Source organism: Frigoribacterium sp. Leaf263 (assembly GCF_001422285.1).
Lineage (GTDB): Bacteria > Actinomycetota > Actinomycetes > Actinomycetales > Microbacteriaceae > Frigoribacterium.
The window spans coordinates 72,927-94,186 of sequence record NZ_LMMO01000001.1; the positions used below are offsets into that span (position 1 = coordinate 72,927).

At 72.6% G+C, this 21,260-nt stretch carries 19 protein-coding genes; 9 read left to right on the top strand and 10 right to left on the bottom strand.

What is annotated here, in order from left to right; translation table 11 throughout:
* Window positions 1-37 precede the first annotated feature (37 nt).
* From ASF17_RS00355 to ASF17_RS00370, 4 genes are all read left to right on the top strand, one after another.
* On the top strand, window positions 38-1,318 hold the full coding sequence (locus tag ASF17_RS00355; RefSeq protein WP_156357236.1) for an ABC transporter substrate-binding protein: 1,281 nt from the start codon (window positions 38-40) through the stop codon (window positions 1,316-1,318).
* A 133-nt stretch (window positions 1,319-1,451) separates the two neighbouring features.
* On the top strand, window positions 1,452-2,336 hold the full coding sequence (locus tag ASF17_RS00360; protein ID WP_055794175.1) for a carbohydrate ABC transporter permease: 885 nt from the start codon (window positions 1,452-1,454) through the stop codon (window positions 2,334-2,336).
* 3 nt (window positions 2,337-2,339) lie between these two features.
* Window positions 2,340-3,245, top strand: a complete 906-nt coding sequence (locus tag ASF17_RS00365; RefSeq protein ID WP_055794178.1) for a carbohydrate ABC transporter permease — start codon at window positions 2,340-2,342, stop codon at window positions 3,243-3,245.
* Window positions 3,245-5,845, top strand: a complete 2,601-nt coding sequence (locus ASF17_RS00370) for a glycoside hydrolase family 78 protein (protein ID WP_326933890.1) — start codon at window positions 3,245-3,247, stop codon at window positions 5,843-5,845. Before ASF17_RS00365 ends, ASF17_RS00370 begins: the two co-directional genes overlap by 1 nt.
* Window positions 5,846-5,866: 21 nt before the next feature.
* On the opposite strand, the gene allB is transcribed toward ASF17_RS00370, so the two are convergent.
* The 9 genes from allB to ASF17_RS00415 all read right to left on the bottom strand — a co-directional run bounded on the left by allB (window position 5,867) and on the right by ASF17_RS00415 (window position 15,419).
* A complete protein-coding gene (allB, locus tag ASF17_RS00375) occupies window positions 5,867-7,270 on the bottom strand; it encodes an allantoinase AllB (RefSeq protein ID WP_235476271.1) in 1,404 nt (467 codons plus the stop codon).
* Window positions 7,263-8,021, bottom strand: coding sequence for a DUF1275 family protein (locus ASF17_RS00380; RefSeq protein ID WP_235476273.1), 759 nt, complete (start codon window positions 8,019-8,021; stop codon window positions 7,263-7,265). The genes allB and ASF17_RS00380 overlap by 8 nt, the downstream gene beginning before the upstream one ends.
* 113 nt (window positions 8,022-8,134) lie before the next feature.
* Entirely contained in the window at window positions 8,135-8,806 is a 672-nt protein-coding gene (locus tag ASF17_RS00385) for a pyridoxine/pyridoxamine 5'-phosphate oxidase (protein ID WP_055794179.1), read from the bottom strand.
* Window positions 8,803-9,657: a creatininase family protein gene (locus tag ASF17_RS00390; protein ID WP_055794181.1), complete on the bottom strand. Its 855-nt coding sequence runs from the start codon at window positions 9,655-9,657 to the stop codon at window positions 8,803-8,805. Before ASF17_RS00390 ends, ASF17_RS00385 begins: the two co-directional genes overlap by 4 nt.
* On the bottom strand, window positions 9,654-11,057 hold the full coding sequence (locus ASF17_RS00395) for an FAD-binding oxidoreductase (protein WP_055794183.1): 1,404 nt from the start codon (window positions 11,055-11,057) through the stop codon (window positions 9,654-9,656). Before ASF17_RS00395 ends, ASF17_RS00390 begins: the two co-directional genes overlap by 4 nt.
* A gap of 58 nt (window positions 11,058-11,115) precedes the next feature.
* Window positions 11,116-12,306 carry a hypothetical protein gene (locus tag ASF17_RS00400; protein ID WP_055794185.1) on the bottom strand — a complete coding sequence of 397 codons (1,191 nt, stop codon included), beginning with the start codon at window positions 12,304-12,306 and terminating at the stop codon, window positions 11,116-11,118.
* Window positions 12,307-12,464: 158 nt separating this feature from the next.
* Entirely contained in the window at window positions 12,465-13,343 is an 879-nt protein-coding gene (locus ASF17_RS00405; RefSeq protein WP_055794186.1) for an ABC transporter permease, read from the bottom strand.
* Window positions 13,343-14,122 carry an ABC transporter ATP-binding protein gene (locus ASF17_RS00410; protein ID WP_156357238.1) on the bottom strand — a complete coding sequence of 260 codons (780 nt, stop codon included), beginning with the start codon at window positions 14,120-14,122 and terminating at the stop codon, window positions 13,343-13,345. The genes ASF17_RS00405 and ASF17_RS00410 overlap by 1 nt, the downstream gene beginning before the upstream one ends.
* Before the next feature lie 7 nt (window positions 14,123-14,129).
* Window positions 14,130-15,419, bottom strand: coding sequence for an amidohydrolase family protein (locus ASF17_RS00415; protein ID WP_055794188.1), 1,290 nt, complete (start codon window positions 15,417-15,419; stop codon window positions 14,130-14,132).
* Window positions 15,420-15,543: 124 nt separating this feature from the next.
* Between ASF17_RS00415 and ASF17_RS00420 the strand changes: the two genes are divergently transcribed.
* Entirely contained in the window at window positions 15,544-16,197 is a 654-nt protein-coding gene (locus tag ASF17_RS00420) for a helix-turn-helix domain-containing protein (protein WP_235476275.1), read from the top strand.
* A complete protein-coding gene (locus ASF17_RS00425; RefSeq protein WP_055794190.1) occupies window positions 16,194-17,156 on the top strand; it encodes a PDR/VanB family oxidoreductase in 963 nt (320 codons plus the stop codon). The genes ASF17_RS00420 and ASF17_RS00425 overlap by 4 nt, the downstream gene beginning before the upstream one ends.
* A 9-nt stretch (window positions 17,157-17,165) precedes the next feature.
* Here ASF17_RS00425 and ASF17_RS00430 read toward each other — a convergent pair whose 3' ends face one another.
* Window positions 17,166-18,485 carry an amidohydrolase family protein gene (locus ASF17_RS00430; RefSeq protein WP_055794192.1) on the bottom strand — a complete coding sequence of 440 codons (1,320 nt, stop codon included), beginning with the start codon at window positions 18,483-18,485 and terminating at the stop codon, window positions 17,166-17,168.
* Between the two features lie 125 nt (window positions 18,486-18,610).
* Between ASF17_RS00430 and ASF17_RS00435 the strand changes: the two genes are divergently transcribed.
* The 3 genes from ASF17_RS00435 to ASF17_RS00445 all read left to right on the top strand — a co-directional run bounded on the left by ASF17_RS00435 (window position 18,611) and on the right by ASF17_RS00445 (window position 21,239).
* Window positions 18,611-18,856 carry a glutaredoxin family protein gene (locus tag ASF17_RS00435; RefSeq protein ID WP_055794195.1) on the top strand — a complete coding sequence of 82 codons (246 nt, stop codon included), beginning with the start codon at window positions 18,611-18,613 and terminating at the stop codon, window positions 18,854-18,856.
* A 93-nt stretch (window positions 18,857-18,949) separates the two neighbouring features.
* Window positions 18,950-20,227, top strand: a complete 1,278-nt coding sequence (locus tag ASF17_RS00440) for a DUF418 domain-containing protein (protein WP_082475027.1) — start codon at window positions 18,950-18,952, stop codon at window positions 20,225-20,227.
* Between the two features lie 40 nt (window positions 20,228-20,267).
* Window positions 20,268-21,239 carry a WcbI family polysaccharide biosynthesis putative acetyltransferase gene (locus ASF17_RS00445; protein WP_055794197.1) on the top strand — a complete coding sequence of 324 codons (972 nt, stop codon included), beginning with the start codon at window positions 20,268-20,270 and terminating at the stop codon, window positions 21,237-21,239.
* Window positions 21,240-21,260 lie beyond the last annotated feature (21 nt).

Consider the following 21,260-nt stretch of genomic DNA (forward strand, 5'->3'; position numbering starts at 1 on the left):
TCAACTTTTCTGAGGCACCACCATTCAAGGAGGAATGATGCCCCGCACCGCTCGCCGTGTCGCCGCTCTCACCGTCGCCGGCCTTTCGATCGCCGCCCTCACCGCGTGCTCCGGTGGGGGAGCGGGTCAGGCCGCCACCGAGTTCACCGTCCTCGGCAACGTCGAGAACGAGGTCGTCCCTGCAACGCTTCAGACCCTGGCCGACGGCGCCTGCGCGACCGAGGACGAGGCCATGCCGCTGAAGATCGAGACCGTTCCCCAGACCAACCTCAACCAGCAGGTCCAGCTCCTCGCCGGTCAGGGCGGTCTGCCCGTCATGTACGCCGTCGACACGAACGAGCTCGTGCAGCAGCTCGACGACGCCGGCTTCGTCGCGCACTTCGACGAGCTCTTCGACGAGCTGGGGGTGGCCGACTCGATCGAGCCCGCCGCCCGGTCGACCGTCGAGTCGCTCTACGACGGCGAGTTCCTCGTGCTGCCGACCGAATACAACATCGAGGGCATCTGGTACAACAAGGACCAGTTCGCCGAGAACGACGTCGAGGTGCCCGAGAGCTGGGACGACGTGGTCGCCGCGGCCGCCACCTTCCAGGACGCCGGGCTCACGCCGTTCGCCGCCAGCGGCGAGCAGGGCTGGCCTCTGACGCGCCTCGTCGGCAATCTCATCGAGCGCGAGCTCGGCCCCGACGCCCTGCAGGCCGTCGCCGACGGCGACGCCTCGCTGACCGATCCCGAGTACGTGGCCGCGGCCCAGCAGATCGCCGACCTCGGCGCCGAGGGCTACTTCGGCGAGGGCGTCGGCTCGATCGACTACGACACCTCGATCAACGAGTTCCTCAACGGCAGCTCGCCCATGCTCTACATGGGCAGCTGGGTGCTGAGCAACTTCGCCGACGACACGGCCAACCAGATCGGCGAGGACGCCATCGGCTATCTGCCGTTCCCCGACGTCGAGGGCGGCCAGGGCGACAGCAGCGAGCTCGTCGCGAACGTCGGACTGCCCTTCACGATCAACCCGAGTGCGCTGAACGACGACAGCAAGGCGTGGGTCGCCTGCATCGCCGAGAACTACGGACAGGTCGCCCTCGAAGACAGCAGCCGCATCTCGGGCTTCACGGTGTCGGGCGACGCGGCGGGGAACGCCCTGACGACGGAGGTGCGTGACCGCATCTCCGAGACCGACACGACCATCCCGTGGTTCGAGGCGTACTTCAGCACGCAGGCGACGACCACCTCGCAGCAGAACGCCGCGCAGCTCGTCACCGGCGCCATCACGGCGGAGGAGTTCATGACGCTCGTCCAGGGCGATCTGGGCTAGAGCCTCCCGCGAGGGGGAGGGGCGGCGACGAACGCGACCCCGCCCCYCCCCCCCGCCCCCGCGCCATCCGCCCCTCGCGACCCGTACTCGCGACCCCCTCGCCCCGACCGTCCGTTCGCACCGAAGGCCCCTCATGAACCCCCTGCTCGGCGACCGGCGCGCGACCCTGATCCTCATCGGGCCCGCGCTGCTCATCTACTCCGTCGTGATGCTCGTCCCGATCATCGTGTCGTTCGGCTACACCCTCACCAGCGGCAACGCGATCACCGGGTTCACCTTCTCCGGGCTCGAGAACTACCAGCGCCTCGTGACCGACACCCGGGTGCGCGACGCGCTGCTGCTCACCGTCCGCTACGCCGTCCTCATGACCGTCCTGCAGGTCGGCTTCGGCTACCTGCTGTCGCTCCTCTACGTCTTCGTGCTCCGCAGGTGGTCGAGCGCCGTCCGCACCCTGGTCTTCTTCCCGGTCGTGCTGCCGACCGTCGCGGTGGCGCTGCTGTTCCAGCAGATGTTCGCCATCGCGCCCCAGAACGGCCTCGTCAACACCGCCCTCGAGGCGATCGGCCTGTCGTCCGTCGACTGGTTCGGCGACGGAGGCACGGCGTTCCTCGTGATCATCGTGATGGACGTCTGGCGGTCGATGGGCTTCTACGGCGTCCTCCTCTACGCGGGCCTGCTCGACATCCCCGAAGAGGTCTTCGAGTCGGCCCGCATCGACGGCGCGTCGGGCTTCGGCCTGGTCCGAAGGATCGTCCTGCCCCTGTCGCTGCCCGTGCTGATCTCCTCGCTGATCTTCTCGGTCAACGGCACGCTGAAGGTCTTCGACAGCATCCTCGCCCTCACCAACGGCGGCCCGGGGACGTCGACGAGTCCGCTGACGATCTACATGTTCGACACGTCGTTCCGCTTCGGGCAGTACGGCTACGGCAGCACGGTCGCGTTCCTCCTCACGATCGTGTCCCTGCTCGTGACCGTCTTCATCTTCCGCGCGAACCGCCGCGACCTCACGAAGGACTGACCGATGACCTCCGTCGACACCACCGTCCCCGTCCCGTCCGCCGTCGCCTCCGCTCCGAGACCGCGTCGCCGTCTCGCGCCCCGGCGCCGCCTCGGGCAGATCGTCAGCGGCGTGCTCGTCGCGCTCCTCCTGGTCATCGTGGTCGGACCGCTCGTCTGGATGGTGCTCGGTTCGTTCAAGACGCAGACCGAGTTCCTCGAGCAGCCCGTCTGGGCGCTGCCGCAGCAGTGGAACCTCGACAACTACGTCTTCGCCTGGACGCAGGGGAACTTCGCCCAGTACGCGTCGAACTCGGTGCTGACGGTCTTCCCGTCGCTGCTGCTCGTGCTGCTGTTCGGCTCGATGGCGGGCTTCGCGCTCGAGGTGCTGGTCTGGAAGGGTCGGGGCGCGATCCTCATCACGTTCCTGGCCGGCATCATGGTGCCGACGCAGATGATCCTGCTGCCGCTGTTCGCCGCCTACTTCCGACTCGGCCTGACGGGCACGCTCTGGCCCCTGCTCATCACCTACACGGCGACGAGCCTGCCGTTGGCGGTCTTCCTCATGGCGACGTTCTTCCGGGCCGTCCCGCGCGAGATCTTCGAGGCAGCCACCCTCGACGGCGCCGGACTCATCCGCTCGTTCTTCCTCGTCGGGCTCCCGATGGTGCGCAACGCGCTCTTCACGGTCGGTCTCGTGCAGTTCTTCATGCTCTGGAACGACCTGCTCATCGCCCTCACCTTCACGAACTCCGGCTCGCTCCGCACGCTGCAGGTCGGACTCCTGAACTTCACCGGACAGTTCGGCTCGGTGCAGTACGGGCCGCTCTTCGCCGCCATCTGCCTCAACGTCGTGGCGATCCTCGTCATCTACCTGTTCCTCAACAAGCAGGTCCAGAAGGGCCTGACGGCCGGCGCGGTGAAGGGCTGATGATGAGCGCGACGGTCATCGACCTCCGGATCGAGCACGGCGGGCCGGCCCTCGGCCTCGGCACGCCGCGGCCCCGCCTCTCATGGCGTCTCGACGGGCCCTCGGGCTGGCGGCAGTCCTCGGTCGAGATCGCCCTCGAGACCCGCTCGGGCGCGACCCGGACGTCCGTCCTCGAGACCGACGAGCAGGTGCTGGTCGCCTGGCCCTTCGCCGACCTCGGCTCGCGCGAGCGCGTCCTGGTGCGGGTGCGGGTCACCGGCGTCGACGGCTCCGTCTCGCCCTGGAGCGACCCGACGCCCGTCGAGACGGGGCTGCTGCTGCCGACCGACTGGCAGGCCCGTCCCGTGGGCGGCGCCTGGGGCGAGGCGCCCGGCACCGATCGCCGTCCGTCCCGTGTGCGCCGAGGGTTCCGGCTCGACGCCCCCGTCGCCGCCGCCCGCCTCTACGCGTCGGCCCACGGCGTCTTCGAGGCCGAGATCAACGGCGCACGGGTCGGCGATGACGAGCTCTCGCCGGGCTGGACCTCGTACGGGTCCCGACTCCGCTACCGCACCCACGACGTCACCGAACTGCTCGTCGAGGGCGACAACGTCATCGGCGCCTGGCTCGGCGACGGCTGGTACCGCGGTCGCCTCGGCTTCAACGGCGGCTACCACGACCTCTACGGCACCGATCTCTCGTTCATCGCGCAGCTCGAGGTCGACCTCGTCGACGGGAGGCGCGTGGTCGTCGCCACGGACGACCGGTGGGAGGCGCGGGTCAGCCCGATCTCGTTCAGCGGGCTCTACGACGGCGAGCGTCATGACCTCCGGCTCGACGACGACGCCTGGTCGATCGCGGGCGCCGACCTCGACGGCTGGACGCCGGTCGCGGTGGCCGGACGCGACCCCGCCACGCTCGTCGCGCCCGAGCAGCCGCCGGTGCGGTGCACCGAGGAGGTCCGGCCGGTCGAGCACTGGACGACCCCGCGCGGCACCGTCGTGCTCGACTTCGGGCAGAACCTCGTCGGGCGCCTCCGCATCACGGTCGACGGCGAGGCCGGACGCGAGATCACCCTGCATCACGCCGAGGTGGTCCAGGACGGCGAGCTCTACCGACGCACCCTGCGCCTGGCCGCGGCGGAGGACGTCGTGACCCTCCGCGGCGACGGCCCGGTCACGTGGGAGCCGCGGTTCACCGTGCACGGCTTCCGCTACGCCGAGATCACCGGCTGGCCGGGCGACTTCGACCCCGCGGCCGTCGTCGCCCGTGTGCTCCACACCGACATGGAGCGGACCGGCTGGTTCGAGAGCTCCGACACGGGCGTGAACCGCCTCCACGAGAACGTCCTCTGGAGCACCCGAGGCAACTTCGTCGACATCCCCACGGACTGCCCGCAGCGCGACGAGCGTCTGGGCTGGACGGGTGACATCCAGGTGTTCGCGCCCACCGCCTCCTTCCTGTTCGACTGCTCGGGGATGCTCGGCTCGTGGCTGCAGGACCTCGCCATCGACCAGCTGCCCGACGGCACCGTGCCGTGGTTCGTGCCGCGGATCCCCGGCGGTCCGTCGTGGGAGCCGATCGAGCCGGGAGCGGTCTGGGGCGACGCCGCCGTGCTGACGCCGTGGACGCTGTACGAGCGGTTCGGCGACGCGGGCGTGCTGGCCCGGCAGTGGGACTCGGCGAAGGCCTGGGTCGACCTGATCCTCGAGCGGGCGGGGGAGGACCGCGTCTGGGACGAGGGCTTCCAGCTGGGCGACTGGCTCGATCCGGCGGCCCCGCCCGACGATCCGGCCGACGCGCTCACCGATCGTCACCTCGTCGCCACGGCCTACCTCCACTGGTCGACCCGGCACCTGGCGTTGACCGCGGAGGTGCTCGGGCGCGACGACGACGCCACCCGGTACGGCGCGATCGCCGACGAGGTGCGCGCGGCCTTCGTGGGCCGGTACACCGACGGCCGGGGCCGGACGACGAGCGACGCCCAGACGGCCTACGGTCTCGCCGTGGAGTTCGGTCTGATCGAGGGCGAGGAGGCGCGGGCCGGCGGAGACCGTCTCGCCCAGCTGGTGGCCGAGGCCGGCAACCGCATCGCCACGGGCTTCGCGGGAACGCCCGTCGTGGCACCCGCGCTCACCCGCACCGGACACGTCGACCGCGCTTACGACCTGGTGCTCGAGCGGTCGTGCCCGTCGTGGCTGTACACCGTCGACATGGGCGGCACGACGATCTGGGAGCGCTGGGACAGCATGCTGCCCGACGGCACCGTCAACCCCGGCGAGATGACGAGCTTCAACCACTACGCCCTCGGCGCCGTGGCCGACTGGCTGCACTCGACGGTCGCCGGACTCGCGCCGGCGGCGCCGGGATGGCGCCGGGTGCGGTTCGCGCCGCGTCCCGGCGGCGGTCTCACGCACGCGTCGGGCCGGCACCTGTCGCCGTACGGGGAGATCTCGTCCGAGTGGCGGATCGACCGGGGAGCGTTCCTCCTGACGGTCGCGCTCCCGGTCGGTACCAGCGGATCGGTCTCGCTGCCCGACGGCACGACCGTCGAGGTCCGGCACGGCCGGCACGAGTTCCGCTGCGAGCTGCCGACGGCGGCGGAGGAGGCGGCGGGCTAGCCGCCCTCCCCGCCCTCGAGGTCAGCCCCGGCTGAGCAGACGGGCGGGAGGCGCGTCCGAGTCCACCCGGACGCCCGCCACCCAGGTCCCGGCGACGGCGCCCATCAGGGTCGCGCCGTCGAACGCCGAGACCGGGTTGCGGTGCCGGAGCGCCGTCGCGTCGACCGTGAACGGCGTCTCGGGCGCGAAGGCGACGAGGTCCGCCGCGCCGCCCACCGTGATCGACCCCTTCGGCGGTCGTCCGGCGGTCGAGCCGGCCCCGAGGTCGACGAGCCCCGCCGTGCCCGACGACATCCAGCCCACGACCCTCTCGAGGGGGATTCCGCGAGCACGCGCCCCCGTCCACACCGCGCGGAAGCTCACCTCGAGCCCGGCGATGCCGCCCCAGGCGAGGTCGAACGAGCCGTCGCCGGCGAACTTCAGCGCCGCGGTCGACGGCGAGTGGTCGGAGGCCACGACGTCGATCGTGCCGTCGACGAGAGCCTCCCAGAGCAGCTCGCGGTTGCGCTCGTCGCGGATCGGCGGGCAGCACTTGTACTGCGTCTCGCCGTCGCCGATCGACTCGGCGTCGAAGGTCAGGTAGTGCGGGCAGGTCTCGACCGTCAGTCGCAGGCCCTCGGCCTTGGCCGCCCGGATCGCCGCCAGCGCCGACGCCGACGACAGATGCAGCACGTGCGCCCGCCCGCCGGTCTCGCGCAGCGCGTCGATCACGTGCTCGATCGCGGTCTGCTCGACCGCCTCGGGGCGCGACCGCACGAAGTCGTCGTACACCGCGCCTCCTGCCGTGACCTCGAGCGAGGCCGCGGCGGCGTCGAGCTGGTCCGGGTCCTCGGCGTGGACGATCAGCAGGCCGTCGAAGGCGGTCAGCTCGCGGAGGGCCGCGAACAGCTGCTCGGTCGACAGGTGCGGGAACTCGTCGACGCCCGAGGGCGAGAGGAACGCCTTGAAGCCGAAGACGCCGGCGTCGTGCAGCGCTCGCAGGTCGCCCGTGCCGAGGTTCGACGGGATCACCCCGCCCCAGAAGCCGACGTCGACGACGGACTGCGCCGCGGCGGCGGCCCGTTTCAGGTCGAGCGCCTCGACCGTCACCGTCGGGGGGATGCTGTTCAGCGGCATGTCGACGATCGTCGTCACGCCGCCGGCGGCCGCGGCGCGGGTGGCCGAGGCGAAGCCCTCCCACTCGGTGCGACCCGGCTCGTTCACGTGCACGTGGGTGTCGACGATGCCGGGCAGCAGCACCTGGTCGGGCGGCAGCAGACGGTCGTCGTCGACGCGGACCGTCGTGAACGGCGCGTCGACGGGTCCGATCTCGGCGACGACGCCGTCGCGCACGGCCACGGCGGCCGCCCGCCACTCGCCGTCGACGAGCACCCGCTCGGCGCGCAGCACGAGGTCGACGGGGATGGAGACGACCGGCTCAGGCACGGGTGCCCTCCGGGGTCGACGCGACCCGCGCCTCCTCGGCGGCGGCTGCCTCGGCCGCCTCCGCCTCGAGCTCCTTTCGGCGCTTCCGCAGCAGGTGACCCGCGAGGGCGACGAGCAGCGTCAGCCCGCCCGCGGTCCCCATGCCGATGCCGATGTGCACCTGCAGCAGCAGCGCGCCGACCCCGGCGCCGACCAGGATCATCAGCACCGCGAGCACCCGTCGCGGGAAGTTCTTGCCCGTGCCGCCGGCGAGCTTCGACTCGGAGGCGAGCCCCACGATCGTCGAGGTGACGACGACGGTGGTCACGTCGGCCACCGCGAGCTTCCGCGCCGCGGCGGCCTGCAGACCCATGGCCGCGCCGAGCAGCCCGGTGATGGTGAACGCCCAAGGCGACCCCTCGACCGGCAGCACGACGAAGCACGACACCCCGAGGCCGAGCAGCACCGTGCCGGTGACCGAGAACGCGATCGTGCTGCGACCCGACCAGCCCGCGCGAGCCGAGCGGAGCAGGGCCCCGCCGAGCGCGGCGCCGATCATGAACGCGACCAGCGCGACGATCGGGCCCACGATGGGCAGCCCGTCGGCCTGCGCGATCGCCATGCCGAGGATCACCACGTTGCCCGTCATGTTCGCCGTGAACACGCGGTCGAGGCCGAGGTAGCCGACGGCGTCGATGATGCCGGTCGTGAAGGTCAGGGCGAGCATCATGATCAGGTGCATGCGCGCCTGGTCGGCACGGAACTTCTTCACGGGGGTCCTTTCGTCACGGCACGGTGGTCCGATTCTTCCAGCCGAGGAGGCTCGGGTCGGCACGGTCCGCCCGTCGCGTGGATCGGACGCCGGGCTCGAACCCTGTGCGGGGATCAGCCCGCGCGGTACGAGTGCGTCCAGCCGTCCGGCCCGAGCGACCACTCCCGGCGGCGGCTCGCGGTGTCGGGCGCGCTGGTCCAGAAGGTGAGGCGGGTGGGCCGGACGACGAAGCCGGTCCAGCCCGCCGGTTGCTCGAAGCCGTGGGCGTGCTCGCGTTCGAAGGCGGCCCAGCGGGCACGGCGCTCCTCGAGCGGCAGCCCGGCGAAGTCGTGCGAGTTGAGCCAGGCGAGCTGCTGCAGGTACGGCGATCGTGCGCGGTAGGCCCGGGCGATCGCGGGGGCGTCGGCACGCGACGCGACGCCCCGCACGACGATCTGCCGGGTGAACCCCGGCCAGAGCACCGTGATCGCCGCCTGCGGGCGCGCCTCGAGCTGCGCGACCTTGCGGCTGGCGGCGTCGGTGTGGAACACGAAGCCGTCGCGGTCGAACGAGCTCAGCAGCACGGTGCGGGCGTCGGGCCCGCCGTCGGCGTCGACCGTCGAGAGGGTGATCTGCGGTCGGTCGGGGTCGTCGTCCCCGGGCAGCCAGTCGGCGAGCAGGGCCCAGGCGTCGTCCGGCACGCGCACCGGACCCGCACCCACGGAGTTCGCGCCCCGGGGGCTCGCACCCTCCGGGCCGGCACCCACGGAGCTCGCGCCCGCGGAGCCCACGTCGACGGTGCTCACGCCCCGAACCCCACCGGCCCCGGCGCCGGACGGTGCCGGAACCGTGCGATCTCGGCCAGCGACTCGACGCCCCGGCGCAGCGCCGTCTCGTAGAGCGTCGCGCCCCACTCGGCGTTCGCCCCGCTGGCGTCGCCGACGACGCCCGCCGGGCCGAAGTCGTCGCTCAGCCAGCCGAAGTGCACGGGTCCGCCGTTGAACCGGACGTACTCGAGATCGATCATGTGATCGGGGATCCACCGGTCGGCCTGCGTCATGTCGACGAGGTCGGGGCGCAGGTGCAGGATCATCGACGTCTCGCTGTGCCCGCCGTGCACGCCGAAGCCGTGCTCGTCGGGTCCGTTCACGCCGTCGCCGGGCGCCATCCCGCTGCCCATCAGGAAGGTGCGCAGACCGAACCGTCGGCGGAGCTCGCGCAGGGCGACCTGCAGCAGGGCGATGTTGCCGCCGTGCCCGTTGTAGAACACCAGCGTGCGGGCCGGGGTCGCCGCGACCGAGCGTCCGATGTCGACGACGGTCTGCAGCAGCGTCTCGGCCGTCAGCCACATCGTGCCGGGCGCCCAGTGGTGCTCGTCCGACTTGGTGTAGGCGAGCGACGGCAGCAGCCAGACGTCCTGCCCGGCCGCAGCCGCCTCCTCGACGACGGCCCGGCCGATCAGATCGGCCATCAGCCAGTCGGTCGCGAGCGGCAGATGGGGCCCGTGGTGCTCGATGGCGCCCGTCGGCAGCACGAGGATGCTGTCCTCGGTCAGGGCCGAGGCCGCGGCGGGTCCGCTCAGCTCGACGAGGTCGCGCGAGCGGCGGCCGGGCGGGCGACCCGAGGAGGCGCGGGTCGACCCGTCGACGCCGCTCACGAGACCTTCACCCCGGTGTCGACGCCGATGCGTCCGGTGGGCACGGGATGCCCGCCCTTGACCCCGGTGTCGGGGCCGCCGACCGTCAGCGGGTCGACGAGCTTGCCGGGGTTCAGCAGCCCGTCGGGGTCGGTCGTCTCCGCCAGCGCCCGCGTGCGCGCGGGCTCGAAGTCCACGTACCACTGGTGCGGGTTGTGGTAGCCGACGCCCAGGCCCTTGAGCTTCTCGAAGCCCGCGTAGACGTCGGCGGCGCTCGTGTAGACGCCGGCGAGCATGCCGATCGGCCGACCGTGCTGCGACTCGATGTGCAGCATGCCGCCGGGGTAGACGGCGTGCACCTCGTCGATGCGGTCGACGAGGGCGTCGCCCGAGACCTCGACATGGAAGTACGTGTCGGGGTAGGCCTTCTGCAGCCACTCGATCGGGTGGTTGTACGACATCATGCTGATCTTCATCGACGTCTGCGCGCCCTCGCGGACGTCCTCGACACGGCCTCCCGCCTCCTCGACCATCCGGCTCGCCTCGGCGACGGTCGCGACGTCGAGGATGGCCCGGAGGCTCACCCGGCCGGCGGGGATGCCGGGGTCGGCCGGCAGCGCGTCGGCCAGGGTCGGCAGATCGGCGCTGACGAGCCGCGGCGTCGGCTCGAGGTCGGCGAACGGCCTGATGAGGCCGAGGGCCTGCTCGAACGTGTCGAAGCTGGCGAAGAAGCCGCGCCAGTCCTGCAGGGGCTCGAGCTGCACGGTCGCCCGGGCGATGACGCCGGCCGTGCCGTAGTTGTGCACGTACGGCTGCGCGTCGTCGCCCTCGACGTGCACGAGGGTGGCATCGGGCGCGGCGTGCACGACGTCGAGCGCCGTGACGAAGCCCGAGCTGTTCGACCCGTGCTTGATCGATCCGGTGCCGCCCGAGCCGCCCGACAGGAACCCGCCGAGCGACGACTGGGCCGTCGACGGGTACATGAGGATCTGCTGCCCCGCCTTGTTCGCGGCCTGCTCGAGCGCGACCATCGTCGCGCCGGCCTCGGCGGTGATGAAGCCGTCGCCGACCTCGACGATCGCCTTGGCGCGCGTCATGTCGAGCACCAGCCCGCCCGACATCGGGATCGCCTGGCCGTAGTTGCCGGTGCCCTTGCCGCGCGGGGTGACCGGCACGCCGTGGCGAACCGCAGCGGCGACGACCTCGGCGATCTGCTCGGCGCTCGCCGGGTAGGCCACCAGGTCGGCGAGACCGAGGGGCAGCTGCTCGCTGATCACGGGCGAGAGCCGCGAGCCGTCGACCGACGCCTTCTCGCGGGCGGCGAGCTCGACCGAGACGCCGCGCTCGCCGAGCAGGGTGCGGAGCTCGCCCTCGAGGGCGGCCAGCGCCTCCGGGGCTGCGGGGGGACGGATGTCGTTCATGGTGCGTCCTGTCTGGAGAGGAGGGAGGAGGCCCGGCTCGCACCGGGCCCCCGGGTGATCAGAAGCCGAGGCTGATCGTGTCGTCGAGGAACTCGTTCGTGTACAGGTCGGACGGCGCGAGGCCCTCCTTCAGCGTCGAGCCCTGCTTCTCGAAGATCTCCGTGTCGAGGTCGATGATCGTCTGCATGCGCTCCTCGTCCATGTCGCCGACGTAGCCGTTGTCGCCGTCGGTCGCGATCTTCAGCTCCTTCATCTTGTCGACGGCGTACGCGGCGACGTCCTCGTCGTAGACCCAGCCGGTGTCGTACTGGTCGACGAGGTCGACGATCTTCTCGTTGGTGGCCTCGGGCGAGGCGAAGTAGTCGACGTCGGCCTGCTGCAGCACGGGCACGAGCTTCTCGAGGCAGGGGCTGAGCTCCTCGAGGTCGCCGGTGCGGACCGACATGGCCTCGGGGTAGATCGGGTAGCCGGTGTCATTGATCAGCTGGTAGTCGAGCGGCTCGCCCCAGGCCGAGACCTGGTTCTCGTAGACGAACGGCTCGGCGGTGGCGAAGCCCTGCTGCGCGTCCTTGCCCTGGGCGACGACGAACTTCGCGGGGGTGCCGTCGTAGCTGCCGTCGGTGACCGACTCGGGCACGATCCCGTTGCCGACGAGGTAGTCCATGTAGGCGGCGCCGCCGAAGTAGCGGACGACCCCGCCCTCGGCCTCGAGCTCGGCGCCCAGCTCCTCGATGGTCGACACGTCGGGGTAGGTCGCCGGGTCCCACATGATCATCTGCGGCGAGATGTCGTTCTCGGCGAAGACGGCCGTGGTGGGCAGGTCGGCCGAGTTCTGCACGGCCACGTCGGTGGTGACGTAGCCCATCGTGATCTCGTCGTCCTGGTACATCTGCGAGGGGACGGTGTTGAAGCCGATGGCGGGTCCGCCGGCGCGGATCTCGACCTTCACCCCGGTGGGCTCGCCGCCGATGACGAGGTCGCTCGAGACCGACTTCTGGTCGGCGTCGACGGTGTAGTCGTCGCCGAGCAGCTGATAGGCGTGCCCGTGCTCGGCCTCGGGGTTCCAGTCGGTCTGGATCACCACGGTGGCGGGGCAGACGCCCGAGAGGTCGACGGCCGACCCGCTCGCGGCGGCCTGCGGGGCGGCGTCGTCGCTCGATCCGCCCGAGCAGGCCGAGAGGGCGGCGGCCGTGACGACGACGAGTCCGAGGGCGGTGAGGGTGCGGGAGGCGCGGGAGGTGCGGGGCATGGGGTCTCCTGTCGGGGGTGGAGCAGGGGATGGTGCGGGGCGGGGTGCCGTGGAGCGTGTGCTGTGGATGGTGCGGGGAGGTGCTGTCGGGAGGTGCGGAGGGGTGGTCGAGGAGGCGCGGGTCGACTGGGCGATGCGCGCTGCGGGGGAGGGGCGGCTCAGTTCGCGCTGTACCAGCGGCCGATCGCGAGGCGGCGGAGCCAGCCGAACGCGACGAAGACGACGACGCCGAGCACGCTGGCGACGACGATGGCGGCGAACATCTCGGCGCCGTTGAGGCGCTGGTTCATCACCGAGATCAGGACGCCCAGTCCGCCGTCACCGCGCTGGAAGAACTGGTCGGCGACGATGGCGCCGATGACCGAGAGGCCGGCCGAGTTGCGGAGGCCGATGAAGATCGAGGGCAGCGCCGCGGGGAACCGCAGCTTCGTCAGCAGGGTGAGGCGCGAGGCGCCCTGCAGCTGGAAGAGCTCGCGCTGGCCCTTGTCGACGGACTGGAGGCCGAACAGCGTGTTCGAGACCATCGGGAACAGCGCGAACATGACCGTCACGATGATGCGCGACGGCATCTCGTACCCGAACAGCGAGCCGATCAGCGGCACGAGCGCGAGGATCGGGATGCACTGCAGCACCACGGCGTAGGGGAACAGCGCGCTCTCGATCCAGCTGGCCTGCACCATGAGCACGGCCCAGGCCATGCCGATGACGATGGCGATCGCGAGGCCGATCACGGCGATCAGGGTCGTGTTGCCGAGGGCCTCGAGCAGGTCGGGGCGGAAGTCGCCGTCGAAGAGCAGGGCCTGGACGACGAGGTGCGGGTACGGCACCAGGAACGGCAGGCCGCGCACCTGGTCGTAGTAGGCGGCGATGGCGTAGCCGACGCCGATCAGCACGAAGAAGACGGCGATCGGCAGCACGATGTTCCTGATGCGGGTGGCCCGCGGCGAGGCCGTCCGCCGGGGCGGCTTCGGCCCCGAGAGGCGGGTGGCCGTCGTGGCGGCGGGCTCGGTGCGCGAGACGCGGGTGTCGACGGCCATCAGTTGTGCCCTTCTCGGAGTGCGTGGCTGACCTCGCCGACGAGTTCGGCGAACTCGGCGGTGAAGCGGATCTCGGGGTCGCGGGGCATGTCGAACGGCACGTCGAACTCGCCGACGATGCGCCCGGGGCGACCGGACATGACGACCACGCGGGTCGAGAGGTAGACGGCCTCCGACACGGAGTGGGTGATGAACAGTCCGGCGAAGCGCTTCTCGACGAACAGGCGCAGCAGCTCGTCGTTCAGTCGTTCGCGGGTGATCTCGTCGAGTGCGCCGAACGGCTCGTCGAAGAGGAACAGCTCGGGGTCGAGGGTGAGGGAGCGGGCGAGGGAGGCGCGCATCCGCATGCCGCCCGACAGCTCCTTCGGCAGGTTCGACTCGAAGCCCGACAGGCCGACCAGATCGATCGACTCCTGCGCCGCGGCACGGCGGGCGGTCTTCGGCGCCCCGTTCAGCTCGGCGAGCAGCTCGACGTTGTCGCGCACGGTGCGCCAGGGCAGCAGCGTGGCGTCCTGGAAGACGTAGCCGATGCGGTCGGTGTCGACCTCGGCGCTGCCGTGCGACGCGTTCTCGAGCCCCGATGCGATGCGCAGCAGCGTGGACTTGCCGCAGCCGGACGGGCCGACGACGGTGACGAACTCGCCCCGGTCGACGGTGAGGTCGACGTCCTGCAGGGCGACGGTGCCGTTGGCGAACCGCATGGCGACGTCGCGGAAGTCGAGCAGGGTGTCGACCCGCGTCGAGGCCGGCGGGGCGACGGGAGGGCTGGCGATGGTCATGATCGGGTCACCGGGTCTCTGCGAGGGTCGGGCGGGGGGAGGCGGGCGTCGCCGTGGAGGACGACTCCGCGAGGGACTCCGCGGGATCGGCGATCGAGCGGGTGACCCGGCTCTCGGCGACGAGTCGGCCGGCGTGGACGACGAAGCGGTCGGCCGACGCGTCGGCGACGACGTCGGCCAGCGAGCCGGCCCGGACGGCCAGCAGCTCGGCACGGGCCCCGGCGGCGACGCCCGCGACGGGCAGCCCCATGACCGATCGCGCCGAGTCGCTGACCGCGGCGTAGGCCTCGTCGATCGTGAGATGTCCGGCGGTGACGAGCAGCATGGCGGTCTCGAGCGCGTCGCTGCGGCCGAGGGGGTTGAAGGGGTCGCGGACGTTGTCGGCGCCGGCGGCGAGACGCACGCCCGCGTCGAGCAGCGGCCGCAGTGCGGTGAGGCCGCGCGGCGTCGAGACCGGGTGGCCCCAGCCCTGCAGGTACAGGTTCGTGATGGGGTTCGCGATGACGCCCATGTCGGCGGCGAGCACGGCCGCGACGATGTCGTCGCGACGCTCGGCGGGCATCGAGCCGAGCCGCGTGCAGTGCCCGGCCGAGACGGTCGTCGTCCAGTCGGCGACACGGCGGGCGTACTCGTCGAGGGTCACGGCCCCGTCGAGGCTCTCGTCGGTGTGCAGGTCGACGCCGACGCCGCGGCGCTCGGCGAGGTCGAGGAGGCGGTGCAGATCGCCGTGCGGATCCCTCGACAGGTGGGGTGCGCCTCCCACGAGGTCGACCCCCAGGTCGAGGACGGCCTCGATGTCTGAGTCGGGGCTGTCCTGCGAGGCGAGGGCGACGATCTCGACGTCGATCAGCCCGCGCAGCTCGTCGCGCACCCGCACCAGGGCCTCGGCGCCGCGGGTCGGCCGGTCGCCGAGCAGCACGTCGACGTGGGTGCGGACGGCGGTCGTGCCCTGGGCGAGCATGGCCAGCAGCTGACGCCGGGCGCGGTCCGCGATGTCGTCGACCGTCATCGTCGCGGCGTAGACGCGCCACGAGGCGATCGCGAGCTCCAGGTCGCCCATCGGCGGGCGGATGGCGTCCCACGAGAGGGCCTTGTCGAGGTGCGCGTGCGGCTCGGCGGGTGCCGTGAGGAGCACGTGCCCGGCCAGGTCGAGGGTCTCGATCCCGGGGGCCGCGGGTGCCGTGCCCGCCGGGAGCACCGCCTCCACGACGTCGCCCGCGATGCGCACGTCGACCACCTCGCCGCTCGGCAGGGTGGCGTTCCGCAGCAGGGAGAGCTGTCGGGGCAGTCGGGTCACGGGGGCCTCTCGGGTCGGGCTGGCGTACGGGCCGTCGGTCGGTCAGAATGTTGATGGCGTCAACATGTGTCAATCTAAGGAGTGCTCGTTTCCGACAGATGACGCGACCGTTTCGCCGTGTTAATTGCTCGCCGAGCACACCGGACCCCGTGGTAGACCTCGTCTGACCACCCGACCGAGGAGGCCCCCCGTCACGTCCCTCGACGCCCCCGTCGACCCGCAGGCCCTGGCCGTCGGCGGTCGGATCCGCGCTCTGCGTCGCGCTCGCGGGCTCACCCTCGTCCAGCTCGCCGCCGAGGCGCAGCTGTCGCATCCGTTCCTCAGCCAGCTCGAGCGCGGACTCGCCCGACCGAGCATGGTGTCGCTCGAGCGGATCGCCCGGGCCCTCGGGTCGAGTCAGGTCGAGATCCTCGCGGTGGTCGACGATCAGCGCACGGCCGACGGGCCGGTCGTCGGCTTCGTCGGGGTCGCCGACGGATCGACCGGACGCTACGGGCAGGCCGCCGCGCGCCTCCTCACCCCGCCCGACCGGCCGTTCCGCGTCATGGAGATGTCGGGCGCGAACCTCGACCCCGGCGACTTCTTCGTGCACGCCGAAGACGAGTTCGTGCACGTCGTGTCCGGCCGGCTGCGCGTCGACCTCGACGACGAGGGCGCCCGCGTTCTGGCCGCGGGCGACTCCCTGTACTACGGCGGCGGCACCCGTCACCGCTGGAGCGCCGTCGGTGACGACGGCTACCGCCTGTTCGTCGTCAAGCAGAGACCGGAGCCCGTGTGACCGATCCGACCCGCCTCCCCGAGACCGCCCTCGACGCCGTCGTCACCGCCCGCACGCGTGCGGCCGAGGTCGTCGACCTCTTCGAGCTCGCCGCCGCCGACGGATCGCCGCTGCCGCGCTGGCAGCCCGGCGCCCACGTCGACGTCGCCCTGCCCACCGGCGAGGTGCGGCAGTACTCGCTCTGCGGCGACCCGGCCGCCGACGGGTGGCGCATCGGCGTGCTGCGCGAGACCGACGGACGAGGAGGCTCGGCCTGGCTGCACGAGAACCTGGCCGTCGGCGACACGGTCCGGCTCGCCGGCCCCCGCAACCACTTCGAGTTCGAGCCGCGGCGCGGCACGTCGTACGTCTTCGTCGCCGGCGGCGTCGGCATCACCCCGATCTCGGCCATGGCCCGCGCGGCCGCCGCGGCGGGCCTCGACTACGTGCTGCACTACGCCGGCCGGTCGCGCTCGACCATGGCGCTCATCGACGAGCTCGCCGCCCTGCACGGCGAGAGACTCGTGCTGCACGTCGCCGACGAGGGCGGACGCCTCGACGTCGAGGCGCTCTTCGCGGCCCTGGCCCCCTTCACGACGACGTACTGCTGCGGACCCGAGCGACTGGTCGCGGCGGTCGAGGCCGCCGGCGCCGGGCGTCAGGTCGTCGTCGAGCGCTTCGAGGCGAAGGCCGTCGGCGAGCCCGTGCGGCACGAGTCGTTCGAGGTCGAGCTGGCCGGGTCGGGCCTGACGGTCACGGTGCCGCCCGACCGTTCGGTGCTCGACGTGGTCGAGGAGGCCGGCGTGCTCGTGCTCTCGAGCTGCCGCGAGGGCACCTGCGGCACCTGCGAGACGACCGTGCTCGAGGGCGAGGTCGATCACCGCGACTCGATCCTGACCCCCGACGAGCAGGCGGCGGGCGACCGGATGTTCCTCTGCGTCTCGCGGGCGGCCTGCCCTCGCCTCGTGCTCGACCTGTAGGCCCGCGCCTCAGCGGGCGAGGCGGGCGGTGAGCGCGTCGACCAGGTCGTGCTCGTCCGCCCCGACCAGGCGTCCGCCGTCGACGACGCGCCTCCCCGCCACGTAGACGTCCCGCGGTCGTCGCCCGGGCGACGCCCACAGCAGCCCGGCGACCGGGTCGGCGACGCCCGCGTCCGCCACGCCCGAGACGTCCCAGAGGCAGAGGTCGGCGGCGGCTCCCGGGCGCAGGTGCCCGAGCTCGGGTCGTCCGAGCCCCGCGGCCGAGCCGGCCGTCGCCATGCCCAGCACCGTCCGCGCGGGGACGGGAGGCCCCACGAGGGGTGCGACCTGCAGAGCCAGCCGGGCGTCCGCGAGCAGATGCCCGGCGTCGTTGCTCCCGCCGCCGCTCGTGCCGAGTCCGACGGGCACGCCGGCGGCCAGGAGCGCCGCGACGGGGGCGATGCCCCAGCCCATCGGCAGGTCGCAGCCCGGGGCGTGCGTCGCCGTCACCCCGGCGGCCGCGAGGCGGGCGATCTCGTCGGGCTCGACGGCGCAGAGGTGCGCGATCGTGACGTCGGGGGCGAGCCAGCCCCACTCGTCGAGCAGATCGAGCGGTCGCCGCCCGTAGCGCTCGAGGGCGATGACGACGTCGACCTGCTCGTTCGCCTGGGTGCGCCTCCGGAGTCCGTGTCGGGCGGCGACCTCGCCCAGCAGCTCGAAGGTCTCGCGGCCGTCGCTGTGCACGCCGGCCGGGCCGACGGCGATCTGCAGCATGCCGTCGTCGGACACGCCGCCGGGCGGGAGGGCCCCGGAGGCGCGGGTCAGCAGACCCCGCACGATCGCGTCCGCGGAGGCCGCCGCCGTCTGCGGATCGTCGCGCGCCGAGCCGCGCACGAACACGAGTCGCCCTCCGAGCAGGGCTGCGGCGTCGGCGACGGCGCGCGCGATCGCCGCGGTGTCGGCCGCCGACACGGCGGGCACCGGCCAGTTGAGGTGGTGGTCGGCGACGGTCGTCACTCCGCTCAGCAGCCCCTCGGCCACGCCGACCGCTGCCGTCGCGGCGACGAGCGACGGGTCGATGCCCGCCGCGCCGTAGGCCCCCGCCATCGTCGGCAGCCAGTCGGACATGGGGACCCCGCGGGTGCCGGGCAGCGTGCGGAACCCGCTCTGCAGCAGGTGGTGATGCGCGTTGACGAGACCGGGGGTGATGACGCAGCCGCTCGCGTCGAGGGTCTCGGTGACCTCGCCCGACGACCCGTCGACGATCACCCCGCCCTCGACGAAGAGGCTGCCGGTGGTCTCGGTCGCCTCGTCGACGACGATGCGGGTGGCGCCGGTGATCTCGAGCATGGGGCGTGTCTAGCAGCGACGTGTGTCGCGGACGTTACCGGCGCCTCCTCGGCTCGTCACGGAGGTCGTCGGCTGCGGACGGGGATCCCAGCCGGCCCTCGGAACCGAGGTTTACACTCGCGGACATGTCTGACAGCGCTCCCGACCGCATCCTCATGTTCGGCGCCGAATGGTGCCGGGACTGCCGTCGGTCGAAGGCGCTGCTCGACTCCCGCGGGGTCGAGTACGACTACGTCGACCTCGAGGCCGTCGCCGACGGCGCCGACCGCGCCTACGCGGTCAGCGGTCGCACGAACATCCCCGTCGTCGTGTTCCCCGACGGCACGCACCTCGTCGAGCCGACCGATCCGGAGCTCGCGGCGCGGCTCTGACCGGTCCTCCCCAGGCCGCGCGACCTCGTGCGGCGCCCCCATCTCCGTCTGACGGCGGTGGTCCCGGTCCGCGCCGTCCGCCAGGCTGATCGCGTGAGCACGAATCCTCCTCCACCGCCCGTCTCCGGTGCCGCGAGCCCGGCCGGTCTCCCGCCCCTCCCCGTCGCGCCGCACCCGACCGAGGCGGCCCCGCCGCCCACCGCCTGCAGCGGCCCGATCGCGGCGTCCGAGCGCTTCATCGCCCCCGATCTGCTGCGGGGCGTCGCTCTGCTCGGCATCGCCCTGGCCAACGCGGTCTACTACATCGGTGGTCGGGTGATCGGGCCCCTGGGTCGCCCGGTCGACGGCTCGGCCGGCGACCACGTGGCCGACGTCATCGTCGGCACCTTCGTCGACAACCGGGCCTTCCCGCTCTTCACGCTGCTCTTCGCCTACGGTTTCACCGTGCTCGTCCGGCGTCAGGCCGAACGCGGCGTCGATCGCCGTCGGGCCCGCTCGCTCCTGCTGCGACGCAGCCTCTGGCTGCTCGTCTTCGGCGCCCTCCACGTCGTGCTGCTCTTCGAGGGCGACATCCTGTTCAGCTACGGGGCCCTCGGTCTCGTGCTCGCGGCGATGTTCGCGGCGAGCGACAGGGTGTTCCGGGTCGTCGGCTGGTCGACGCTCGCGATCTTCGCGCTCGCCTCGGGCGCCGACGGCGTCGGCGGGGGAGCGGGCGATCTCTCGTGGCTCCCCTTCGATCAGACGACGCTGCTCGGCGACCTCCTCTGGCGGGTGCTGGCGCTCGTCGCCCTCGTCTTCAGCGCGCCGCTGACGGTCGCCATGCTGCTGCCGATCGCCGCGCTCGGCACGCTCCTCGGGCGTCGCCGGGTGCTCGAGCACCCCGAGCAGCACGTTTTCCTGCTCCGCCGCCTCGCCCTCATCGGGTTCCCGATCAGCATCCTCGGCGCGCTGCCCCTCGTGCTCGCCTCGATCGGCGTCGGGGAGCCCGGCCCGGTCGCCCTCTACGCCCTCGGCGTCCTGCACGGGACGACCGGCGTCGCGGGGGCCCTGGCGCTCGTCGGCCTCGTCGGCTGGTGGGCCGCCGGCCGGGCCGAACGCGTCTCGGCGGGCGCCCGGCCCGGTGCCGTGCTGTCGGCGCTCCTGGCGGTCGGCCGCCGGTCGCTGACCTGCTACCTGCTGCAGTCGGTGCTCTTCGTCGTGCTCCTGAAGCCGTGGGCGCTGGGTCTCGGCGTCGGGGCGGGCACGCTGCGGGTGGCGCTGATCGCCGTCGGCGTGTGGCTGGTCACGGTGCTCGTCGCGGTCGTCCTCGAGCGCACGGCGACGCCGGGGCCGGCCGAGCGCCTCCTCCGCCGCCTGAGCTACGGCCGCTGAGCGCCGGGTGGCCGAGGGCCGGGTGGGCCATGCTGGGGTCGTGACCGACTCCTCCTCACCCTCCGCCGCGCCTCCTGCGCCTCCGATCGACGCGGACGCCCGCGCCCATCACTACGGGGTCTTCTACTCCCTGGCCGAGGGGCCGTCCGACGACGTCGCGATCGTCGTCGGCAACTGCCAGGCCGAGAGCCTGCGGCAGATGCTCGAGGGGCCGGGGCTCGCGACGGTGCGCATCCCCGCGGTGCACGAGCTGACCGCCGCCGACCTCCCGTACCTGCAGCACTGGGTGTCCCGGGCGTCGGTCCTCGTGTCGCAGCCCGTGCGCGACGACTACCACGGTCTGCCCCTCGGCACGGCTCAGCTCGCGGCGGTGCTGCCGGCCGGGGCCCGACTGCTGCGGGTGCCCGTGGTGCGCGTCGCCGGGCTGTATCCGACGCATGCGATCGTGCGTCCGCCGAGCGACACCTCGCTCGTGCCGCCTCTCGTCGAGTACCACGACCTGCGCGTGCTGGTCGAGGCCGCCATCCGTCGCGAAGGAGGCGCGGTGCCCGTCACCGGCGTCGCCGGCCGACTCGACGCCCTCGCCGTCCGCACCGTCGCCTCCGAGTCCCTCGCTCAGCTGCGCGCCCGCGAGGCCGCGAACGCGACCATCGTGCTGTCCGACCTCTTCGAGCAGCCGTCGTTCGAGCAGATGCGGACGCTGAACCACCCCGGCAACCCCGTCTGGAGCACCGCCGCGTCACGGGTGCGCGAGGCGCTGGGCCTGCCCGATCACGTCGTGGACCCGGGTCGTCCGCTGCTCGACCGGGTGCACGCGCCCCGGCTGGCTGCCGTCATCGAGACCTTCGGCCTCGCCGACGAGCCGACCGAGCACTGGATCGTCGACGGAGCCGTCGTGCCGACCGACGAGGTGCGCGCCGCCCACCTGGCCTGGTACGCCGAGCACCCCGACGCCGTCGACGCCGGGCTCGCCCGCCACAGCCCGGCGCTCGCCGCCCTCGACCTCCGCTGACCCCGCCCGCCCCGCCCGGGG

What these genes read in the sequence shown, in the direction of transcription:
- ASF17_RS00355 (WP_156357236.1), top strand. Translation starts at nt 38, where the DNA reads ATGCCCCGCACCGCTCGCCGTGTCGCCGCTCTCACCGTCGCCGGCCTT.
- ASF17_RS00360 (WP_055794175.1), top strand. Translation starts at nt 1,452, where the DNA reads ATGAACCCCCTGCTCGGCGACCGGCGCGCGACCCTGATCCTCATCGGG.
- ASF17_RS00365 (WP_055794178.1), top strand. Translation starts at nt 2,340, where the DNA reads ATGACCTCCGTCGACACCACCGTCCCCGTCCCGTCCGCCGTCGCCTCC.
- ASF17_RS00370 (WP_326933890.1), top strand. Translation starts at nt 3,245, where the DNA reads ATGATGAGCGCGACGGTCATCGACCTCCGGATCGAGCACGGCGGGCCG.
- ASF17_RS00395 (WP_055794183.1), bottom strand. Translation starts at nt 11,057, where the DNA reads ATGAACGACATCCGTCCCCCCGCAGCCCCGGAGGCGCTGGCCGCCCTC.
- ASF17_RS00400 (WP_055794185.1), bottom strand. Translation starts at nt 12,306, where the DNA reads ATGCCCCGCACCTCCCGCGCCTCCCGCACCCTCACCGCCCTCGGACTC.
- ASF17_RS00405 (WP_055794186.1), bottom strand. Translation starts at nt 13,343, where the DNA reads ATGGCCGTCGACACCCGCGTCTCGCGCACCGAGCCCGCCGCCACGACG.
- ASF17_RS00410 (WP_156357238.1), bottom strand. Translation starts at nt 14,122, where the DNA reads ATGACCATCGCCAGCCCTCCCGTCGCCCCGCCGGCCTCGACGCGGGTC.
- ASF17_RS00430 (WP_055794192.1), bottom strand. Translation starts at nt 18,485, where the DNA reads ATGCTCGAGATCACCGGCGCCACCCGCATCGTCGTCGACGAGGCGACC.
- ASF17_RS00435 (WP_055794195.1), top strand. Translation starts at nt 18,611, where the DNA reads ATGTCTGACAGCGCTCCCGACCGCATCCTCATGTTCGGCGCCGAATGG.